At 71.9% G+C, this 17,545-nt stretch carries 12 protein-coding genes; 5 read left to right on the top strand and 7 right to left on the bottom strand.

The features are described from left to right. Positions 1-62: 62 nt before the first annotated feature. From OG811_RS17795 to pcaF, 5 genes are all read right to left on the bottom strand, one after another. Positions 63-1,649 carry an amino acid permease gene (locus OG811_RS17795; RefSeq protein WP_406067213.1) on the bottom strand — a complete coding sequence of 529 codons (1,587 nt, stop codon included), beginning with the start codon at positions 1,647-1,649 and terminating at the stop codon, positions 63-65. A 421-nt stretch (positions 1,650-2,070) separates the two neighbouring features. Further along, positions 2,071-2,571 carry a DUF456 domain-containing protein gene (locus OG811_RS17790; RefSeq protein ID WP_406067212.1) on the bottom strand — a complete coding sequence of 167 codons (501 nt, stop codon included), beginning with the start codon at positions 2,569-2,571 and terminating at the stop codon, positions 2,071-2,073. Beyond that, positions 2,568-4,733: a putative bifunctional diguanylate cyclase/phosphodiesterase gene (locus tag OG811_RS17785; RefSeq protein ID WP_406067210.1), complete on the bottom strand. Its 2,166-nt coding sequence runs from the start codon at positions 4,731-4,733 to the stop codon at positions 2,568-2,570. Before OG811_RS17785 ends, OG811_RS17790 begins: the two co-directional genes overlap by 4 nt. A gap of 5 nt (positions 4,734-4,738) precedes the next feature. Continuing rightward, the gene (locus tag OG811_RS17780; RefSeq protein ID WP_406067208.1) at positions 4,739-5,551 is read right to left on the bottom strand and encodes an SAM-dependent methyltransferase; all 813 of its coding nucleotides are present in this window, start codon (positions 5,549-5,551) and stop codon (positions 4,739-4,741) included. A gap of 161 nt (positions 5,552-5,712) precedes the next feature. Continuing rightward, positions 5,713-6,918 carry a 3-oxoadipyl-CoA thiolase gene (pcaF, locus tag OG811_RS17775; RefSeq protein ID WP_406067206.1) on the bottom strand — a complete coding sequence of 402 codons (1,206 nt, stop codon included), beginning with the start codon at positions 6,916-6,918 and terminating at the stop codon, positions 5,713-5,715. A 108-nt stretch (positions 6,919-7,026) separates the two neighbouring features. Here pcaF and OG811_RS17770 point away from each other — a divergent pair, with 108 nt between their 5' ends. The 4 genes from OG811_RS17770 to OG811_RS17755 all read left to right on the top strand — a co-directional run bounded on the left by OG811_RS17770 (position 7,027) and on the right by OG811_RS17755 (position 11,294). Beyond that, complete coding sequence (locus tag OG811_RS17770; RefSeq protein ID WP_406067204.1) at positions 7,027-7,992, top strand: glutathione S-transferase family protein; 966 nt, start codon at positions 7,027-7,029, stop codon at positions 7,990-7,992. Then, positions 7,985-8,644, top strand: a complete 660-nt coding sequence (locus OG811_RS17765) for a DUF998 domain-containing protein (RefSeq protein WP_406067202.1) — start codon at positions 7,985-7,987, stop codon at positions 8,642-8,644. Before OG811_RS17770 ends, OG811_RS17765 begins: the two co-directional genes overlap by 8 nt. A 209-nt stretch (positions 8,645-8,853) precedes the next feature. Then, a complete protein-coding gene (locus OG811_RS17760; protein WP_406075776.1) occupies positions 8,854-10,158 on the top strand; it encodes a dicarboxylate/amino acid:cation symporter in 1,305 nt (434 codons plus the stop codon). Positions 10,159-10,229: 71 nt separating this feature from the next. Beyond that, the gene (locus OG811_RS17755) at positions 10,230-11,294 is read left to right on the top strand and encodes an NADH:flavin oxidoreductase/NADH oxidase (protein WP_406067201.1); all 1,065 of its coding nucleotides are present in this window, start codon (positions 10,230-10,232) and stop codon (positions 11,292-11,294) included. A 66-nt stretch (positions 11,295-11,360) separates the two neighbouring features. Here the strand turns inward: OG811_RS17755 and OG811_RS17750 are convergent, their stop codons facing one another. Continuing rightward, the gene (locus OG811_RS17750) at positions 11,361-14,867 is read right to left on the bottom strand and encodes an ATP-binding cassette domain-containing protein (protein ID WP_406067200.1); all 3,507 of its coding nucleotides are present in this window, start codon (positions 14,865-14,867) and stop codon (positions 11,361-11,363) included. A gap of 907 nt (positions 14,868-15,774) precedes the next feature. Between OG811_RS17750 and OG811_RS17745 the strand changes: the two genes are divergently transcribed. Next, entirely contained in the window at positions 15,775-16,362 is a 588-nt protein-coding gene (locus OG811_RS17745; RefSeq protein ID WP_406067198.1) for a hypothetical protein, read from the top strand. Positions 16,363-16,687: 325 nt separating this feature from the next. On the opposite strand, the gene OG811_RS17740 is transcribed toward OG811_RS17745, so the two are convergent. Continuing rightward, on the bottom strand, positions 16,688-17,527 hold the full coding sequence (locus OG811_RS17740) for a GNAT family N-acetyltransferase (protein ID WP_354993180.1): 840 nt from the start codon (positions 17,525-17,527) through the stop codon (positions 16,688-16,690). Between the last annotated feature and the right edge of the window lie 18 nt (positions 17,528-17,545).

The following is a 17,545-nucleotide window of genomic DNA, read 5'->3' as shown; positions in this document are numbered from 1 at the left end:
CCCGGCGGCGAGGGTGCCAAACCCGGCGGGACGGCAGCGGTGCCCGTCCCGCCGGGTGCGGGTCAGGCCGGGCCGTCGACCGGCGCCGGGTCGGCCACCGGCGCACGCTCCTCGACGGTACGGACCGGGCCGGTGAACCATGTGCGGGCTGAGGCGTACCACCAGACGGCGACCACCAGCAGGACCCCGCCGACGGCGAGCGGCGCGTAGTTCACCGCCGACCAGGTGAACCCGTCGTTGCCGGGCACCCCGGCGGGCACGATCGGCAGCACGAAGTAGACCGCGATGACCGCGATCTCGATCACCGCAATCCAGCCGAACAGCTTGTACCTGCGGCCGAGCGTCCACGGGCCGGGCACGAACCTGTCGCCCATCCGCAGCCGCAGGGCGATCGGGATGAGGAAGGACAGGTAGAGCCCGAGCACCGCGACCGAGACCACCGCGTAGAAGGCGATCGGGATGCCGGCCGAGCTCTCGTAGAGCGCCGGGAGGGTCAGCACCAGGCCCGCCAGGGTGGCACCGATGATCGCGTTGGCCGGGGTGCCGTTGCGGTCGACCTTCGACCAGAGCCGCCATCCCGGCACCGCCCGGTCGCGGCTGAACGCGTACGCCATGCGGCTCATCGACGTCACGCAGCTCATTCCGCAGAAGAACTGGCCGATGGTGGAGATGATGATGACGATCTTGAAGAAGACCGGGGTGAGCGCGGATTCGAAGATGGCACCGGAGAAGCCACCCGCGGCGTTGACCGCCTCGACGTCGGTGGCCGCGAAGAGGAACGCCAGCAGCAGGATCCAGCCGCCGACCGCCGAATAGAAGATCGACTGCCAGAGCCCGCGCGCGGCGGCCGTCGAGGCGCCCCGGGTCTCCTCGGAGACGTGCGCACAGGCGTCGAAACCGGTGATCGTGTACTGGGTCAGCAGGAAACCCAGAGGCAGCACGTAGAACCAGAACGTCAGCCCGCCGATGTCCCCGTCACCGAAGCCGGAGTTGTTGAACCGCTCGGTGAACACGAACTGGAAGCTCTGGTGGTTGTCGGGCACGAAGACCAGGATGGCCACCACGACGGCCGCGCCGGCCACGTGCCACCAGACCGAGACATTCTGGAGTACGTCGATGATCCGGTGCCCGAAGATGTTGATCAGGCCGTGCAGCACCAGGATGATCACGAAGAGGAAGAACGCCTGACGCAGCGTCCCGGCCCAGCCGTCGAAGAGCGCCGACAGGGTGAGGTTGAGAAACGTCGCGCAGCCGTAGTCGACCGAGGCTGTGACCGCCACCAGACCGATCAGGTTCAACCAGCCGGTGAACCAGCCGTGCACCGGGCGACCCATGGTGGCCGCCCACCAGTAGATCCCGCCCGCGGTCGGGTACGCCGACACCAGCTCCGCCATGCAGAAGCCGATGATGAGGATGAACAGCGAGATCAGCGGCCAGCCCCAGGAGATGGCGACCGGCCCGCCGTTGTTCCAGGCCTGACCGAAGGTGGTGAAGCAGCCGGCCAGGATCGAGATGATCGAGAACGAGATGGCGAAGTTGGAGAAGCCACTCCACTTGCGGCGCAACTCCTGTTTGTAGCCGAGTTCGGCGAGCCGTCGGGCGTCGTCGTCCATCGGTTGCTCGGCGGTTGGCACGGGGGTCGTTGCCACTGCACACCTCCCTGAGGTGGTTCCGCGTGCGAGTGCGCAAAGTGTCGTCCCGGCCGATCAAGGCGGTCAATACGTAGTCGGTGGGAATCTCACCGCCGTGGCGGCTAATTGTGTTGCCACCACGGCCACCCCGGCCGCATCCTTGAACCCGTGACCAGGCCCGATCCCGACGGGCCCACCACCGGGCGCTCGGACCGCCCGGCACCGCGGCGGCGCGGGGCACGTCACCTCTCTCACCGGTGCGGCCCCTTTCGCCGTACCCCGACACCCGCCCCGCGTCGCCGCCCCCACAACGAGCCCGCACGTCAAGCGGGCAGGTCGGCCACCAGGCCCGGTCGAGCCACACCGACCGGACCCCGGTACGCCCGCCGTGCCGCGGCGACCGCCGCGTCGGGTTCCGTGCCAGGCCGCGGGCCGCGGGTCACGTCAGCAGCAGGCCGGCCAGCCAGAGCGCGGCGATAACCACGCCGGCGGCGAACTCGACCAGCATCGACAGACCAGCGGCCTTGACCGCCTGCACTGTGGACGGCCAGGCCAACTGGTTGCTGCCCAGCCGCAGCCGCTCCGCCGCCCACACCCCGGCGACGAAGCCGAGCACCAGCCCCACGACCGGCACCACGAAGAACCCGACGATCCCGAGCACCCCACCGGCAAGCAGGGTGGACGTCGGCACGCCGGTGCGTTTGAGGTTGCGGCCCGGCCAGGCGTACTTGATCACGGTGCCGGCGGCGGCGACCAGCGTCGCGGCAGCGAACACCGCCCAGCCACCCGGGCCGGCGCCACCGAAGATCGCCCAGACCAGCACCCCACCCCAGCACAACGGCAGCGCCGGCAGGCCGGGCACGATCACTCCGGCCAGTCCGGCCAGGATGGCCAAACCGGCGAGCACGGTGACCACCGCGGAGGCGTCCGTCACGCTCACTGCGTCACCTCTCTGCCGCGCAGCCGCGCGGTGATCGCCTCGGCCGGGGCGGGGGCGCCGAAATAGCGCCCCTGACCCGTGTCGCAGCGCAGCGCCCGCAGCCGCTCCGCCTGCACCCCGGTCTCCACCGCCTCGGCGGTGACCCACAGCTCCAACGCGTGCGCCAACCGGACCAACGCGTCGACGATTCGTTCGTCGCGATGGTCGGCCTCGACATCGGACCCGTCGGCGCGGATGCCCTCGACGAACGGGCCGGCGAGCTTCAGGGAGTGGATCGGCAGCCGCCGCAGGTACGCCAGGTTCGAATACCCGGTGCCGAAATCGTCCACGGCCAACCGGACGCCGAGCGCGGCGAGTCGGTGCAGGCTGCGCAGGGGCTCACCGGCGCTGCCCATCACGGCGCTCTCGGTCAGCTCCAGCTGAAGCAGCTCCGCCGGCAGCCCGGTCGTGTGCAGTGCGTCGGCCACGGTGTCCACGATTGCCGGATCGTCGGCCTGCCGCGCGGCCAGGTTGACGCTGACCACCAGCTTGGCCTCGGGGAACTCCCGCCGCCACTGCTCGGCGTCGTGGCAGGCCCGTCGTAGCACCCACTCGCCGAGCTGGACGATCAAACCGGTCTCCTCGGCCAGGCCGATGAACCGGTCCGGCCCGATCAGGCCCAGCTCCGGGTGCTCCCACCGGACCAGCGCCTCCACCGCGAGCATGCTGCCCTCCAGCAGCGACACGATCGGCTGGTAGTGCAGCACGAACTCGCCCCGGTCCAGTGCGGCCGGCAGCCCGGCGACCAGCGCCGACCGGGCGATGTCCCGGGCGCTGCGCTCCGGGTCGTACACCGCCCACCGGCCCCGGCCCGCCCCCTTGGCCCAGTACAGCGTGGTGTCCGCGGCCTTCATCAGCTCGGACGCGGTGGTCTCCGCAACCGGGCACTGCACGATGCCCACACTGGCCGAGACGGCCAACTGGTGGTTGCCGACATGCACCGGGGCGGCGACGGCGGCCAGCGCGGCCTCCGCGACGACCACCGCGTCGTCGATGTCGTCCCCTCCGTCGACGAGGATCACGAACTCGTCGCCGCCCATCCGGGCGACCAGGTGGCCTCGGTCGGCCACGCAGGCGGCCAGCCTCCGGGCGATCACCACCAGCAGCCGGTCACCGAGGTCGTGGCCGAGGCTGTCGTTGATCGCCTTGAAGCCGTCCAGGTCGAGGAAGCACACCCCGACCCGCTGCCCGGCGCCCGCCGTGTCGAGGACCCGGCCCAGCGTCTCGAAGAACAGCGTCCGGTTGGGCAGACCGGTCAGCGGGTCGTGCAGCGCCTGGAATCGCAGCCGCTGCTGGAGTTCGTACCGCTGGGTGATGTCCTCGATCATCGCGACGGTGAATCGAGGCCGGCCGTCCTGTCGGATCAGCGAGACGGCCAGATCCGTCCAGACCACACTGCCGTCCTTGCGGTGGTAACGCTTCTCCACCCGGGCCGTGTCCTGCTTGCCGTCGGTCAGCTCCTGGTAGAGCTCCCACATCCCGGCGGCGTCGTCGGCGTGGAACAGCGCCGCCACGTTGGTATCCCGTAACTCCTCGATCGAATAGCCGAGCATGTCGGCGAACGCCTGGTTGACATCGATGATCCGACCGTCCACGCCGGCGATGCCGATCCCGATCGCGGCACCGGTGAAGACCGCCCGGAACCGGGCCTCGCTGTTGCGCAGCGCCTGTTCGACCTCGTCGCGCGCCTGCCAGGCGGATCGGGCGATCCGCTCCTGCTGGCTGAAGGTGCGGTCGCGCAGCGCGCGGGCGAACCCGGCGGCCAGCCCGCCCTGAACCGACGCGATCCGGTCGGCGAGGTCCGGCGGCCGGTCACCGGCGCCCAGCACCTGGCGCGGGAACGCCGCACCGAGGGCGTGCAGCGTCCAGTCCAGGGCCTCCGGCTCGGTGAGGTGCGCCTCCACCAACGCCCGCCCGACCTCCTCGGCAGGGCTGGCGGTGAATGGCTCCGCCCGCACCGCCTGCGCCAGCCGGATCGTGTGCACCAGCAGCAGCCGCTCGGTCTCGGCCGCGCTGAGCGGCACGAAACCGAGGCGGCGTACCGCGCGGGCCCAGTCGGCGGCGTACCCCTGGGCGTCGGCCCGGCCGGCGTCGACCCCGGCGGGATCCGGGACGGCGGCCACTCCGGTCAGCCGGCGGGCTGGTCGTACCGGGCGACGCCCCCGAAGGCGCCGAACCGCTCCGGGTGCTCGTCCACATCCGACGACGAGTCGGGTCGCCACAGCGGCATGTGCACCACGCCCGGTTCGAGGACCGTCCAATCGCCGAAAAAACCGGTGACCTGCGCGCGGGAGCGCAGGGTGATCTCGGTGTCCGTCCGTGCGGAGAGCCGCTGGGCATCCAGCATCTCCTGTGGCTGGTCCTCGAAGGTGGAGTGCGAGACGACCAGGAAGCTGCCCGGCGCGGCGGCGGCCCGCAGGGTGGCCAGGATCTCCTCAGGCCGGTCGCCGTCCGGGATGAAATGCACCACCCCGGCCAGCAGGATGCCCACCGGCCGACTGAAGTCGATCAGCCCGAGCTGCCGGGTCTCGGCGAGGATCCGAGCCGGCTCGCGCAGGTCAGCGTGGATGACCCCGGTCAACTCGTTGCCGGCGAGCAACTCCCGGCTGTGCGCGACCGCCACCGGGTCGATGTCGACGTACACCACCCGGGCCTTGGGGTTCAGCCCTTGCGCCACCTCGTGGACGTTGCCCACGGTGGGAATTCCGGAGCCGATGTCGAGGAACTGTTCGACGCCGGCGTCGAGCAGCACCCGGACGGCCCGACGCAGGAACTCACGGCCGGAGCGCATGGTGGCGGCGAGATTCGGGGTCATGCTGGCGATCTGCTCAGCCAACTGCCGGTCGATCTCGAAGTTGTGCGCCCCGCCCAGGAAGTAGTCGTACACCCGGGCCGCGCTCGGCCTGGTCAGATCGATCTCGGTCGGCAGTCCGTCCGGCATCAGCGTGCTCCCCAGTTCATCGCCGCGGCGCGGGACGGCACCGGCGCCGGGGCGTACCCGGGCACGCGCGAGCACCGGTCGACCCGCGGGGGTCGGGTGGTGTGGACCACTCTAAGCGGCGGACTCCAGAGTCGGGAGATTCGTTCAGGCTCTTTCCGCGCTCAGTCAGCCGACTCCAGCAGCAACGAGATGCCCTGTCCGACACCGATGCACATGGTGGCCAGAGCCCTGCGGCCTCCGCGACGGCGCAATTCCAGGGCGGCGGTCAGCGCCAGCCGCGCGCCGCTGGCACCGAGCGGGTGCCCCAGCGCGATGGCACCGCCGTTCGGGTTGACGTGTTCGGCGTCCACGGGCAGTCCCAGCTCACGCAGCACCGCCACGGACTGCGCGGCGAACGCCTCGTTCAGCTCCACCACGTCGACCGCGCCCACCTCGACGCCGACCCGGTCGAGCAACTTGCGGGTGGCCGGCACCGGGCCGATCCCCATGATCCGGGGCGGCACGCCGGCCGCCGCCGCACCGCCGATCAGGGCCAGCGGGGTCAGGCCGTACCGCTGCACCGCCGCCTCGCTGGCCACCAGCAGCGCGACCGCGCCGTCGTTGACGCCCGAGGAGTTGCCGGCGGTCACCGTGCCGCCCGCCCGGAACGGGGTGGGCAGCGCGGCCAGCTTCTCCAGCGACGTCTCCCGGGGGTGCTCGTCGACCTCGACAAGTCGGGTCTGGCGGCGACCGGCCGGCACGGACACCGCCACGATCTCCTCGGCGAATCGGCCGTCGGCCTGCGCCTTGGCCGCGCGCTGCTGTGAGCGGTACGCGAAGGCGTCCTGCTCGGCCCTGCTGACGCCGTACTCGGCGGCCACGTTCTCCGCCGTCTCGGGCATCGAGTCGACCCCCCACCCGTCCCGCATCAACGGGTTCACCAGCCGCCAGCCCAGGGTGGTGTCGTACACCTCGGCCGAGCGGGAGTACGCCGACGTCGCCTTCGGCATGACGAACGGCGCCCTGCTCATGCTCTCCACCCCGCCGGCGATCACCAGCTCCGCGTCCCCGGCCACGACGGACCGGGCGGCGGTGGCGAGGGCGTCCAGCCCAGAGCCGCAGAGCCGGTTGATCGTGGTGCCCGGCACCTCCTCGGGCAGGCCGGCCAGCAGCGCCGCCATCCGGGCCACGTTGCGGTTGTCCTCGCCGGCCTGGTTGGCGCAGCCGAGCACCACGTCGTCGACCCGCGCCCAGTCCACCGACGGGTGGCGGGCGACCAGCTCACGGATCACGTGCGCGGCCAGGTCGTCGGGGCGGACGCCGGCCAGCGCGCCCGCGTACCGGCCGATCGGGGTACGGACACCGGCCACTAGGTATGCCACGGTCATCGCGAGTCCTTAAGGGGGTGCAGACGGCGGGGGGTGGGGCATCCCACCGTGGTCAGGTGGGCTTCCGGGCGCCAGGATATCCGCGCGCGCAGCGGATAGGTTGACGGCATGACCCGGGCACAGTTCAGCGCAGAGACCAGCGGTGGTGGTGCGTTCGTCCGCCAGCCCAACCGGTTCACCGGCCGGGTCACCCCGGACTCGACCGCCCTGCCCGGCGGCGGCCCCGACGAGCAGGGCCGCTGGCCGCTGGAGGCCGGCCGGTACCGGCTGATCTGGTGCCGCGCCTGCCCGTGGGCGCACCGGGCGAGAATCGTGCGCGGCCTGCTCGGGCTGGACGACGCCATCTCGCTGGGCACCGTCGACCCGATCCGGGACGAGCGGGGCTGGGCGTTCGCCCTCGACCCGGACGGCTTCGACCCGGTCCTCGGCGTCAGCTTCCTCTCCGAGGCATATCTGGCCACCGACCCGGACTACACCGGCCGGGTGACCGTGCCGGCGCTGGTCGACAGCCTGACCGGCCAGGTCGTCACCAACGACTACCCGCAGCTCACCCTCGACTTCTCCACCGAGTGGCGGCGGCTGCACGCTCCGGACGCGCCGGATCTGTACCCGGTCGAACTGCGCCCCGAGATGGACACGCTGATGGCCGAGATCCACACCGACGTCAACAACGGCGTCTACCGGTGCGGGTTCGCGACCTCCCAGGAGGCGTACGACGAGGCGTTCCGGGCACTCTTCGCCCGGCTGGATGCGCTCTCCGAGCGGCTGGCCGGGCAGCGTTACCTGATGGGTGACGCTATCACCGAGGCCGACGTGCGGCTGTTCACCACGCTGGTCCGCTTCGACGCCGCGTACCACGGGCACTTCAAGTGCAACCGCAACAAACTGACCGAGATGCCGGTGCTCTGGGCGTACGCCCGGGACCTGTTCCAGACCCCGGGCTTCGGCGAGACGGTGGACTTCGACCACATCAAACGGCACTACTACGGCACCCACCGGGAGATCAACCCGAGCGGCATCGTGCCGCTCGGGCCTGACGAGTCCGGCTGGAGCACGCCACACGGGCGTGGCTGAGCCGGGTCGGCCCGGCACCACGACCGCGCCGAGGGCTGGCTCGGACGTCGCCCGCCGGGTCGCCGGGTCCGCCGCGGTCGGCTGCACGCTGGCCGGTGCGGTCGCGGTGACGGTCGCCGTGGTCGCCGGTCCCGGTCCAGGGCTCACCGGGTACGTCAGTGAGTCGGGCATCGCCGGCAGTGGCTACGCCGCGACGTACCGGATCGGGATCCTCGCCCTGGCCAGCGCGTTGCTGCTGGTCGGCGCGGCGCTGCCTCCCGGGGTGTGGGCGGCGGCCCCGGCGCTGCTCGCCACCGGTGCCGTGTTCACCGCGGTGTCCGGGGCGGTGACCTGCTCCGCCGGTTGCCCGCTGCCGCCGTTCGAGCGAGCCACGACGGCGGATCTGGTGCATGGCGGCGCGAGCATCGCGGCGACCGCGACGGTGGTCCTCGCCATGGTCACGCTCGCCGTGTCCGGGCCGGCGGGCCCGGTGGTGCGTCGGCTGGCCGGCGTGGCCGTCGCGCTGGCCCTACCGCTCGCTGCCGCGTTGGGGCTGGGGATGCTCCTCCTCGGCCGGGGCACGGTGGTGGGTGTGCTGGAGCGGCTGATCCTCGCGCTCGCCGTGTTGTGGGGCCTGGCCACCGCCACCGCCCTGGCCCTGGCCCGCCGCTAGGGCTGTAAGGAGCATCACGACCAGCATTCCTTTCACCTCGGAGAAGGGCCGGCGTAACGTGGCCCAGCGATGACCAACATCTGGGGCCTCACCGTCCGCCTGTATGTCGATCTCCGACTGCAGGCCAGCGGCATCTGTCCGGGCTAGCTGCGTTCCTACGCCTGCCCCGATCAGACCGGACAATTGGACACGTTCTCATGCCCTTCAGCCTGCGCAAGATTCCCTTCTCCGTGCAGATCCTGCTCGGCCTCGTGCTCGGCGTCGCGCTGGGCTTCCTGGCCCGCACCAACGACCTGAGCTGGCTGACCAGCACCCTGCACACCGTCGGTGGCCTCTTCATCCAGCTGCTCAAGCTGGCCGTGCCGCCGCTGGTCTTCACCGCCATCGTGGTCAGCGTGGTGAGCCTGCGCGGTGTGGCCAACGCCGCCCGGCTCGCGCTCAAGACCCTGATCTGGTTCGGCATCACCGCCCTGATCGCGGTGAGCATCGGCATCGGCCTCGGCCTGCTCGTCAACCCGGGCAAGGGAGTGACCCTCGACCTGGGTGGCGCGGCGCCGCCGAAGAACACCGGCTCGTGGACCGACTTCCTCACCGGCATCGTGCCCACCAACCCGGTCGGCGCCTTCGTCGAGGGCAACGTCCTTCAGATCGTCTTCCTCGCCATCGTGGTCGGTGCCGCGGCCCTGCTGGTCGGCGACGCCGCCGAGCCCTTCGTGGCGCTGAACCGCTCCCTGCTGGAGATCGTCCAGAAGGCGCTCTGGTGGGTCATCCGCCTCGCCCCGATCGGCACCCTCGGCCTGATCGGCAACGCCGTGGCCTCGTACGGCTGGGACCTGCTGGCCCCCCTCGCCACGTTCACCACCGCCGTCTACGTCGGCTGCGCCATCGTGCTGTTCGTGGTCTACCCGCTGGTGCTGGTCCTCGCCGGCCGCCTCAACCCGCTGCGCTTCTTCGCCGGCGCCTGGCCGGCGATCGAGCTGGCCTTCGTGTCCCGCTCCTCGGTCGGCACCATGCCCGTGACCCAGCGCTCCGTCGAGCGGCTCGGCGTGCCGCGCGAGTACGCCTCGTTCGCGGTGCCCTTCGGCGCCACCACGAAGATGGACGGTTGCGCCGCGATCTACCCGGCCCTCGCCGCGATCTTCGTGGCCCAGGTGTTCGGCGTGCAGCTCGGCGTCACCGACTACCTGCTGATCGCCTTCGTCTCGGTGGTCGGCTCGGCGGCCACCGCCGGCCTGACCGGCGCGATCGTGATGCTCACCCTGACCCTCAGCACGCTGGGCCTGCCGCTGGCCGGCGCCGGCCTGCTGCTGGCCATCGACCCGATCCTGGACATGATCCGCACCGCCACCAACGTTGCCGGGCAGGCCCTGGTGCCGACCGTGGTCGCTGCCCGCGAGGGCACCCTCGACCGGGTCGCCTACGAGTCCGCCGGTCGCCGCGACCTGACCGACCCGGACCCGATCGCGGAGACCCGACCGGACCGGAACGACGAACTGAGCCCTGTTCCCGCCTGACCAGGTTGACACCGACGGAGACGGGCCCCTGCCCCCGAGGGGTCCGTCTCCGTTTTCGAGAGGATGACCACATGAGCTCCCTGTTCGCACCGCTGGCCCTACGCGCGGTCAACCTGCCCAACCGGATCGCCATGGCGCCGATGTGCCAGTACTCGGCCGGCCCGGACGGTCTGCCCACCGACTGGCATCTGATCCACCTCGGCACCCGCGCGGTCGGCGGCGCCGGTCTGGTGCTGACCGAGGCGACCGCCGTACTGCCCGAGGGCCGGATCAGCCCGCAGGACACCGGGCTGTGGTCCGGCGCGCACGTCGACGCGTGGCGGCCGGTGACCGGGTTGCTCGCCGCCCACGGCGCGGTGCCGGCCGTGCAGCTCGCGCACGCCGGGTTCAAGGCCTCCACCTATCGGCCGTGGGCATCGGAACGCGGCGGTGTGCCGGACGCCAACGGTGGCTGGACGCCCGTCGCCCCCGGTGCGGAGCCGTTTACCGCCGGCTACCGGACGCCGAGCGCCCTCGACGAGGCCGGCATCGCCAGTGTCGTCGACGCGTTCGCGGCCGCCGCCGACCGTGCGCTGGCCGCCGGCTTTGCCGCCGTGGAGATCCACGCCGCCCACGGTTACCTGCTCAACGAGTTCCTCTCCCCGCTGACCAACCACCGCACCGACTCCTACGGCGGCGACCGGGCCGCCCGGATGCGGCTCACCCTGGAGGTGGCCCGCGCGGTGCGCGCCGCAGTCGGTGAGGACGTGCCGGTGCTGACCCGGATCTCCGCCACCGACTGGGTCGAGGGCGGCTGGACGATCGAGGACAGCGTGGTGCTCGCCGGCGAGCTGGCCGGCGTGGGCGTCGACCTGGTCGACGCTTCCTCCGGTGGCGTGAGCGTGGACCAGCGCGTCCCGCTCGGCCCCGGCTACCAGGTGCCGCTGGCCGCCCAGATCCGCCGCGAGGCCGGCGTACCGACCGGCGCGGTGGGCCTGATCGTCGAGCCCGAGCACGCCGAGCAGATCATCGCCAGCGGCGAGGCCGACCTGGTGCTACTCGGCCGGGAGTTGCTGCGCGACCCGTACTGGCCGCGCCGGGCCGCCGCCAAGCTCGGCGTCGCATACACCGGGCCCGCCCAGTACGCCCGCGCCTGATCCCGGGCCGGTCGGGCGGCTGCCGCACCGCGTAACCGTCCGACCGTCAACCCCGCCGTCCGACCGTCAACCAGCCAGGTGCGACCAGTCGCCCTCCAGGTCCTGCCAGGTGCCCTGGGCCGCCACCGTGCCACCGAGCAGCACCACCACGTGGTCGGCCCGGACCAACGCGGCGCGTTTCGCGGTCGAGCCGACCACGGTCACCCCATGTCCACGCAACGCCTGCCACAGCGCCAGCTCGGTGGTGACGTCCAGCGCCGACGACACGTCGTCCGCGACCAACAATTCGGTACGCGGGGCCAGCGCCCGGGCCAACGCCAACCGCTGCAACTGCCCGCCGGAGAGCCGGGTGCCCTTGTGCCCGATGAGCAGACCCAGCCCACCGCCAGCGGCGGCCAGATCATGGTCGAGCTGAGCGGTGCTGACCGCCCCGGCCGCGTCCACCTGGTGCCCGAGTGCGATGTTGTCGGCCACCGTGCCGGAGAGCACCCGAGGCAACTGGCCGACGTAGCCGACCTGATTGGGGCGCAGGAACAGCTCCGGCTCGGTGACCGGGTCGCCGTTCCAGGCCAGCTGGCCGGTGTGGTGCACGATCCCGGCCAGCGCCCGCAGCAACGAGGACTTGCCCGACCCCACCGGCCCGACAACCAGCACCAACTGCCCACGTTGCACGGTCAGGTCCACATCCCGGACGGCGACCGTACCGTCGGAGTGCAACACCCCGAAGCCCCGTAACTCCAGCCGGCGCAGCGGATGCCGGGGCGGTGGCGTCGGCGCGGGCGCCGTCCCGGCGGCCAGGTCGACCGCCGAAACCCCCGCGGAGTACGCGTTCACCCCGGTCATCGCCACCGTGCGTCGGGTCCAGACCCGCGCCGAGGGCAGCTGGGAGATCAACGACGCCGTTGTCCAGGCGAACCAGCGGGCCGCGCCCAGGGTGGAGACGGCCACCAGCACCGCCCCGGCGGAGATCCCGCCGTTCAGGTAGAGCGCCCACGCGCCGATCGGCAACAACCCGCTGGCCACCGACGGCGTGGAACGCGACCACACCTGCACCGAGATCTCCCGCCGCTGCCGGTCACTGCGCAGCACGTCCAGGTCGGCCAGGTGGCGTAGCACCGCCGTGGTCGCGCCGGCAAGCTTCACCGTCCGCGCTGCGGAGAGCGCGGAGACCAGCGCCGTGGCGAAGGCGGCCCGCGCCGTCACGGTCGCCCGGGCCGCACGCTCGAGCTTCGGCCCGAACATCGTCGCGGCCAGCCCGGAGACGACCATCGTGCCGAGGAAGAACAGCCCCGGTACGACGCTGCCGGTGACCGCCGTCATGGCGACCACCAGGACCAGCGCGACGGCCTGGTCCAGCACGTTGTCGGCGAGCTGGACCACCCGCTCGGTGTCGCCGCCCTGCGCCACCACCTCGGCCGGGGTGTGCGAGCTGACCCGGCGCGGCCCGGTCTGGCCGTGCACCAGGCGCAGGCCGATCCGCAGCATCTGCCGCACCCACCACTGGGGGAACCAGACGTGGGTGTAGTACGGCACCGGCAGGGTCACCAGCAGCCCGGCCACGATCCCCACCGCCGGCAGGTACGGATTACCCGTCCCGTCGACCAGGTCGGCCCAGAGCCAGGGCAGCACCGGCCCGTCCAGACCCAGCAGGCTGAGCCCGAGGAACAGCCCGACCGCGGCCAACCCGTACCGGGGATCGTTGGTGCAGAGTCGGACGATCTCCCGCAGCGTCCGGGCCGGCGGCACGGGCGGCAGGGGCGGCGGGTCGGCCCGGGTCGGCGCGACCGACCCGACCGGCGCGGGCGCCGGCTCGCTCGGCCAGGCGTCGCCCGGGTCGGGGCCGACCAGCAGGTCGGTGCCGACGCCGGTGCGGCCAACCGGCGCCGCCGCGGCGTACGCGGCGGCGTGACTTGTCGCCAGAAGTTCGGCGAAGCGCGTCGACGTCTCCAGCGGGCCGGCCTCGACCACCGCGCCGTCGGCCAGCACCACCACCTCGTCACAGCGACGCACGGAGGAGAGTCGGTGCGCGATGACGATGCCGATCCGGTCGCGCAGCAGTCGTTCGGTGGCCCGCTGCACCCGTGCCTCGGTGACCGGGTCCAGCCGCGCGGTGGCCTCGTCGAGGATCACCACATGCGGGTCACGGACCAGGATGCGGGCGAACGCCACCAGCTGCTCCTGACCGGCGGAGAGCACGTGCCCGCCCTCCCCCAGCCGGGTCGCCAACCCCTCCGGCAGCTCGGCGATCCAGCCGGCCAGGCCCAGCTCGTTCAGCGCCTGGGCTGCGGCGTCGAGCAACTCCGGGTCAAAGAGCGCGACGTTCTCGGCGAGCGTGCCGGCCAGGATCTCGGTGCGCTGCGGCACCAGCGCCACCCAACGGCGCAGCTGCTCGATGTCGAGGTCGCACAGGTCGGTGCCGCCGAGGAAGACCGTTCCCGGCGGCACGTCGACTGCCCTGGTGAGCACCTTCGCCAGAGTGGACTTGCCCGAACCGGTCCGCCCGATCAGCGCGTACGAGCGGCCGCGCGCGAAGGTGAGGCTGAGCCCACGCAGTGCGGCCCCTCGGCCACTCTCCGGGCCGCTCACCTGGTAGCCGAACGTCAGGTCGCGGATGCGCAGGTCACCCTCGGGCGGGCTGGCCCCGCCAACGGGCTCCTGCCGGGCCTGGTGAAGCAACTGCACCCGGGCCCACGCGCCGAGGGCCTCCTGGATCTCCGGCACCATCCGGCTGACGTGTTCCGCGGTGGCCCCGAAGGCCAGGGCGAGCAGCCAGATGGCGGTGAGCCGAGCGGCGTCGACCCGGTCGGTGGTGAACGCCCAGGCCCCGCCGAGCACCACCACGCCAATGCCAGCCCGGATCGTCGCGGTGGCGGCCGTGGCCACCCGGGCGGACATCACCCAGACCAGGTTGCCCCGGGACAACACGGTGGCGGCCCGCCGGGCGTACAGCCGCAGCACGTACGGCCGGGCCAGGCTGGTCCGTACGTCGTCCTGGCCGTGCACCGCCTCCTCCATCACCGCGGCCAGGTCGGACCACGCCTCCTCCTCAGCCATCCGAGCCGGGGCAATCCGCGCCGTGGGCCGGCGCAGCCCGGCCGCGAGCACCACCGTGAGCAGCAGCATCGCGATCCCGGCCGGCCACCACACGGCCAGCGCGACGACCATCGACAACAGGCCGACGCAGAGGCCCTGGGCGAGCCGGGTGCCCTGGTTACGGACCGCCGACGCCACCTGGTAGACGTCCCCGTCGATACGGTCGAGCAGCTCGCCCACCGGGGTGGTCTCCAGGGTGGGCAGGTCCTGCCCGAAAGCCACCTGACAGAGCCGGCGACGCACGTCGGCGGACCAGTCAGCGGTCAGACCGGCCATCAGCAGGCTCACCGCGAGGTCGGTGAGGACCACGGCGACCAGCGCCGCCGCCAGCACAGCGAAGAACCCGGCCGAGCGGTGCACCAGCACCGCGCCGGCCAGCGCCGACGCGCCCGCCTGACCGGCGGCGCCGAGCACGATCAGGACGGCCACGATCGTCATACGACGTGTCGAGGTGCCCCACAGATCTCGGAGCAGGCGCATGGAGAGTCCTCCGGACGTGGGGTGGCCGAGACCCCAGCCTGCCGGCGCCGACCCGTCAGCTCAACCGATTTTCCCGGCCCTGAGCAGGGCATCAGCCAAGTCTGACAGCCCGACCGCCCACTGCCGAGCAACCCCTGACGCACCTTCGATCGAACAATCGGGTTGGACGGCTCTCACCCCCGCCGTCAGCCCGCCCCCTCAGCCTTCCGCCCACGCCCACGCCCCGGGACACCCCCGGCCCGACCGAAAGGCGATCGCCCAAGCCGCGATGCATCACCCACGCCGGCCCCTGACTGGTCTTTTGTCCGCATTTGATACTCAGCGCCATGATCGGCATTCGATGATCAACTCGGTTTCGGTGATGTCGGGGTATCGCGCCGCCCCGAACACCCCGACATCAAGGACGTCGAGTGGATCATTGGGGATTGGGTGGCCTGAGGGCACGCTTGTTGGGCTATCTGGGCGGTTTGTTCGGCCGAGGGCGCCTTTGGGTTGTGACCGGTCGCACCCGTGGGCCGGAATCATGGCCGGCCCGCGGTCGTTACATACCCTGACGATCGCAGCACCACCGGCCCGCCACCCCACCCCCCGGGGCCCCCGGGGTTGGAATGCCGGGCCCCGCCCGGTCGTTGCAGTCCCCACGAACGACCACCCGGCCACCGCCTCCATGAGGGTGCCGATGGATGGGCCACCCCCGGAATGCCCCCGGCCCCCCGGTCGTTACACACGAACCCGGCGCCCACGAGCCCCCGCCCGTAGGCCGCCGACCCCGACGCCGAGCAACCGTAGGCGCCCACCCCGCAGACTTTCCCCCCTTGTATGTGCAGCGCCGGACGAGGTGCTCACACCCGCACCGCCGACCCCCATCGGTGAGCGGGTGTCCTTACCCCCGAAGGAGCTAACCCTCATGAACACGATCATTCGTAAGAGCGTGTTGTCTGTTGCTGGTCTCGCGTTCGCCGGTGGCGTCTTCGCCGGCCCGATCGCCGCCCACGCCGCCAACCCGGTCGAGGGCAAGCCCGCCGCCGTCGCGGTGCAGGCTGACAAGCCCGACACCAGCAAGCTGATCCCGCACGGCACCCAGGGTGAGCAGTCCCGGATCCCCCTCAACGACGAGCAGACCGCGAACGTCAAGGCGATCATCGCCGCCACGAAGAAGGCCGGTCTGCCCGAACGCGCCGCGGTCATCTCCATCGCGACGAGTTTCCAGGAGTCGAAGCTGGAGAACCTGGGCCACCTCGGCGACCGCAACGACCACGACTCGCTGGGCCTGTTCCAGCAGCGCCCGAGCTCGGGTTGGGGTACCCCGGAGCAGATCACCGACCCCGAGTACTCCACCACCGCGTTCCTCAAGGGCCTGAAGCAGGTTGACGGGTGGCAGGACATGCCCCTGACCAAGGCCGCGCAGACCGTCCAGGTCTCCGCCTACCCCGACGCCTACGCCCAGTGGGAGCAGCAGGCCGCCGACCTCGTCGCCCAGCACTGGAACAGCTGACCCACCGCACGACCCGCACGACACCGACCGCTGGCCGGCACCCCCACCCGGGATGCCGGCCAGCGGCGTTTCCGCGTCCGGTCACGAAGATCGTAAAGACCTTGGACAGTTTCCGTTACCCCTGAACGGTAAGTGTCCAAGATCTGCAGGTCCGCTGCGAAGCGGCCGGGTTCAGCGCTGGCAGGCAGCACGCGGCAGCGGGGCAGCGGGGCAACTGCGCCACGACCACCGGCACGCAGACCTCGCGCCCAGCAGCGAACAGCCTTCGCCCAGCGCCCCAGAGGTCAGCAGCCAAAGGCCCGCAGCCAACGCCAGCAGGCAACGGTCAGAAGAGGACCGTGGCGAGGGTGCCGATCGGCTGGAAACCGCAGCGTTCGTAGACCCTGCGGGCCGGGAGGTTGAAGTCGTTGACATAGAGGCTGACCGTGGGAGCGACCCGCAGCAGCGCGTCGCGGACCACGGCTGCCATGGCGGCGGTGGCTATCCCTCGGCCCCGCCACTCCGGTGCCACCCAGACGCCCTGGACCTGCGCCGTCCGCTTGGTCACCACGGCCAGCTCGGCCTTGAACACGACCTTGCCGTCGACGAAGCGGGCGTACGCCCGACCGGCTCGGACCAGGTCGTTGACCCGCCGGCGGTAGCTGCGCCCGGCGTCCTCGGCCAGTGGGGAGACGCCGACCTCCTCGGTGTACATGGCCACCGCCGCTGGGAAGAGCCGATCGACCTCGCCGGAGCGGACCTGGCGGACCTCCGGGTCGGCCGGTACGGACGGCAGGGTGTCGGCGGCGAGCAGTGGCTGGTTGGGGCGGACGTCTCGGGCTGGCCCCCAGGTGTCGGAGAGCCGGTCCCACAGCCCGAGGACGGCATCTGCCCGGCCGACGATGGAGGAGCAGAGCCGTTCCTCGCCGGCGAGGAGGTCGGCGAAGGCGGCCACCGCGGCGTCGGTCGCCAGCACCGGGGTCAGGTTGCCGCCGAGCCAGCAGAGCGATTCCAGATTGCGCCGAGTGCCGTACCCCAGGATCCTGCCCTCGGCCCGCCACCAGGAGAGTCCGCGCGCGGCGATGCGCTCGGCGACCTGCGCGCCCGCGAACGGGTCATGGTCGAGCAGTCGCTCGACCGCGCGGCGCTCCGATTCCCCCAGTTGTCGTACCGGCACCGTCAGCACGACCACCAGCCTGCCAGA

The organism is Micromonospora sp. NBC_01638 (assembly GCF_045209745.1).
In the GTDB taxonomy this organism is placed as follows: domain Bacteria; phylum Actinomycetota; class Actinomycetes; order Mycobacteriales; family Micromonosporaceae; genus Micromonospora.
The sequence above is the reverse complement of the archived record's forward strand: the minus strand, read 5'-3'. Positions and strand labels throughout refer to the sequence as shown.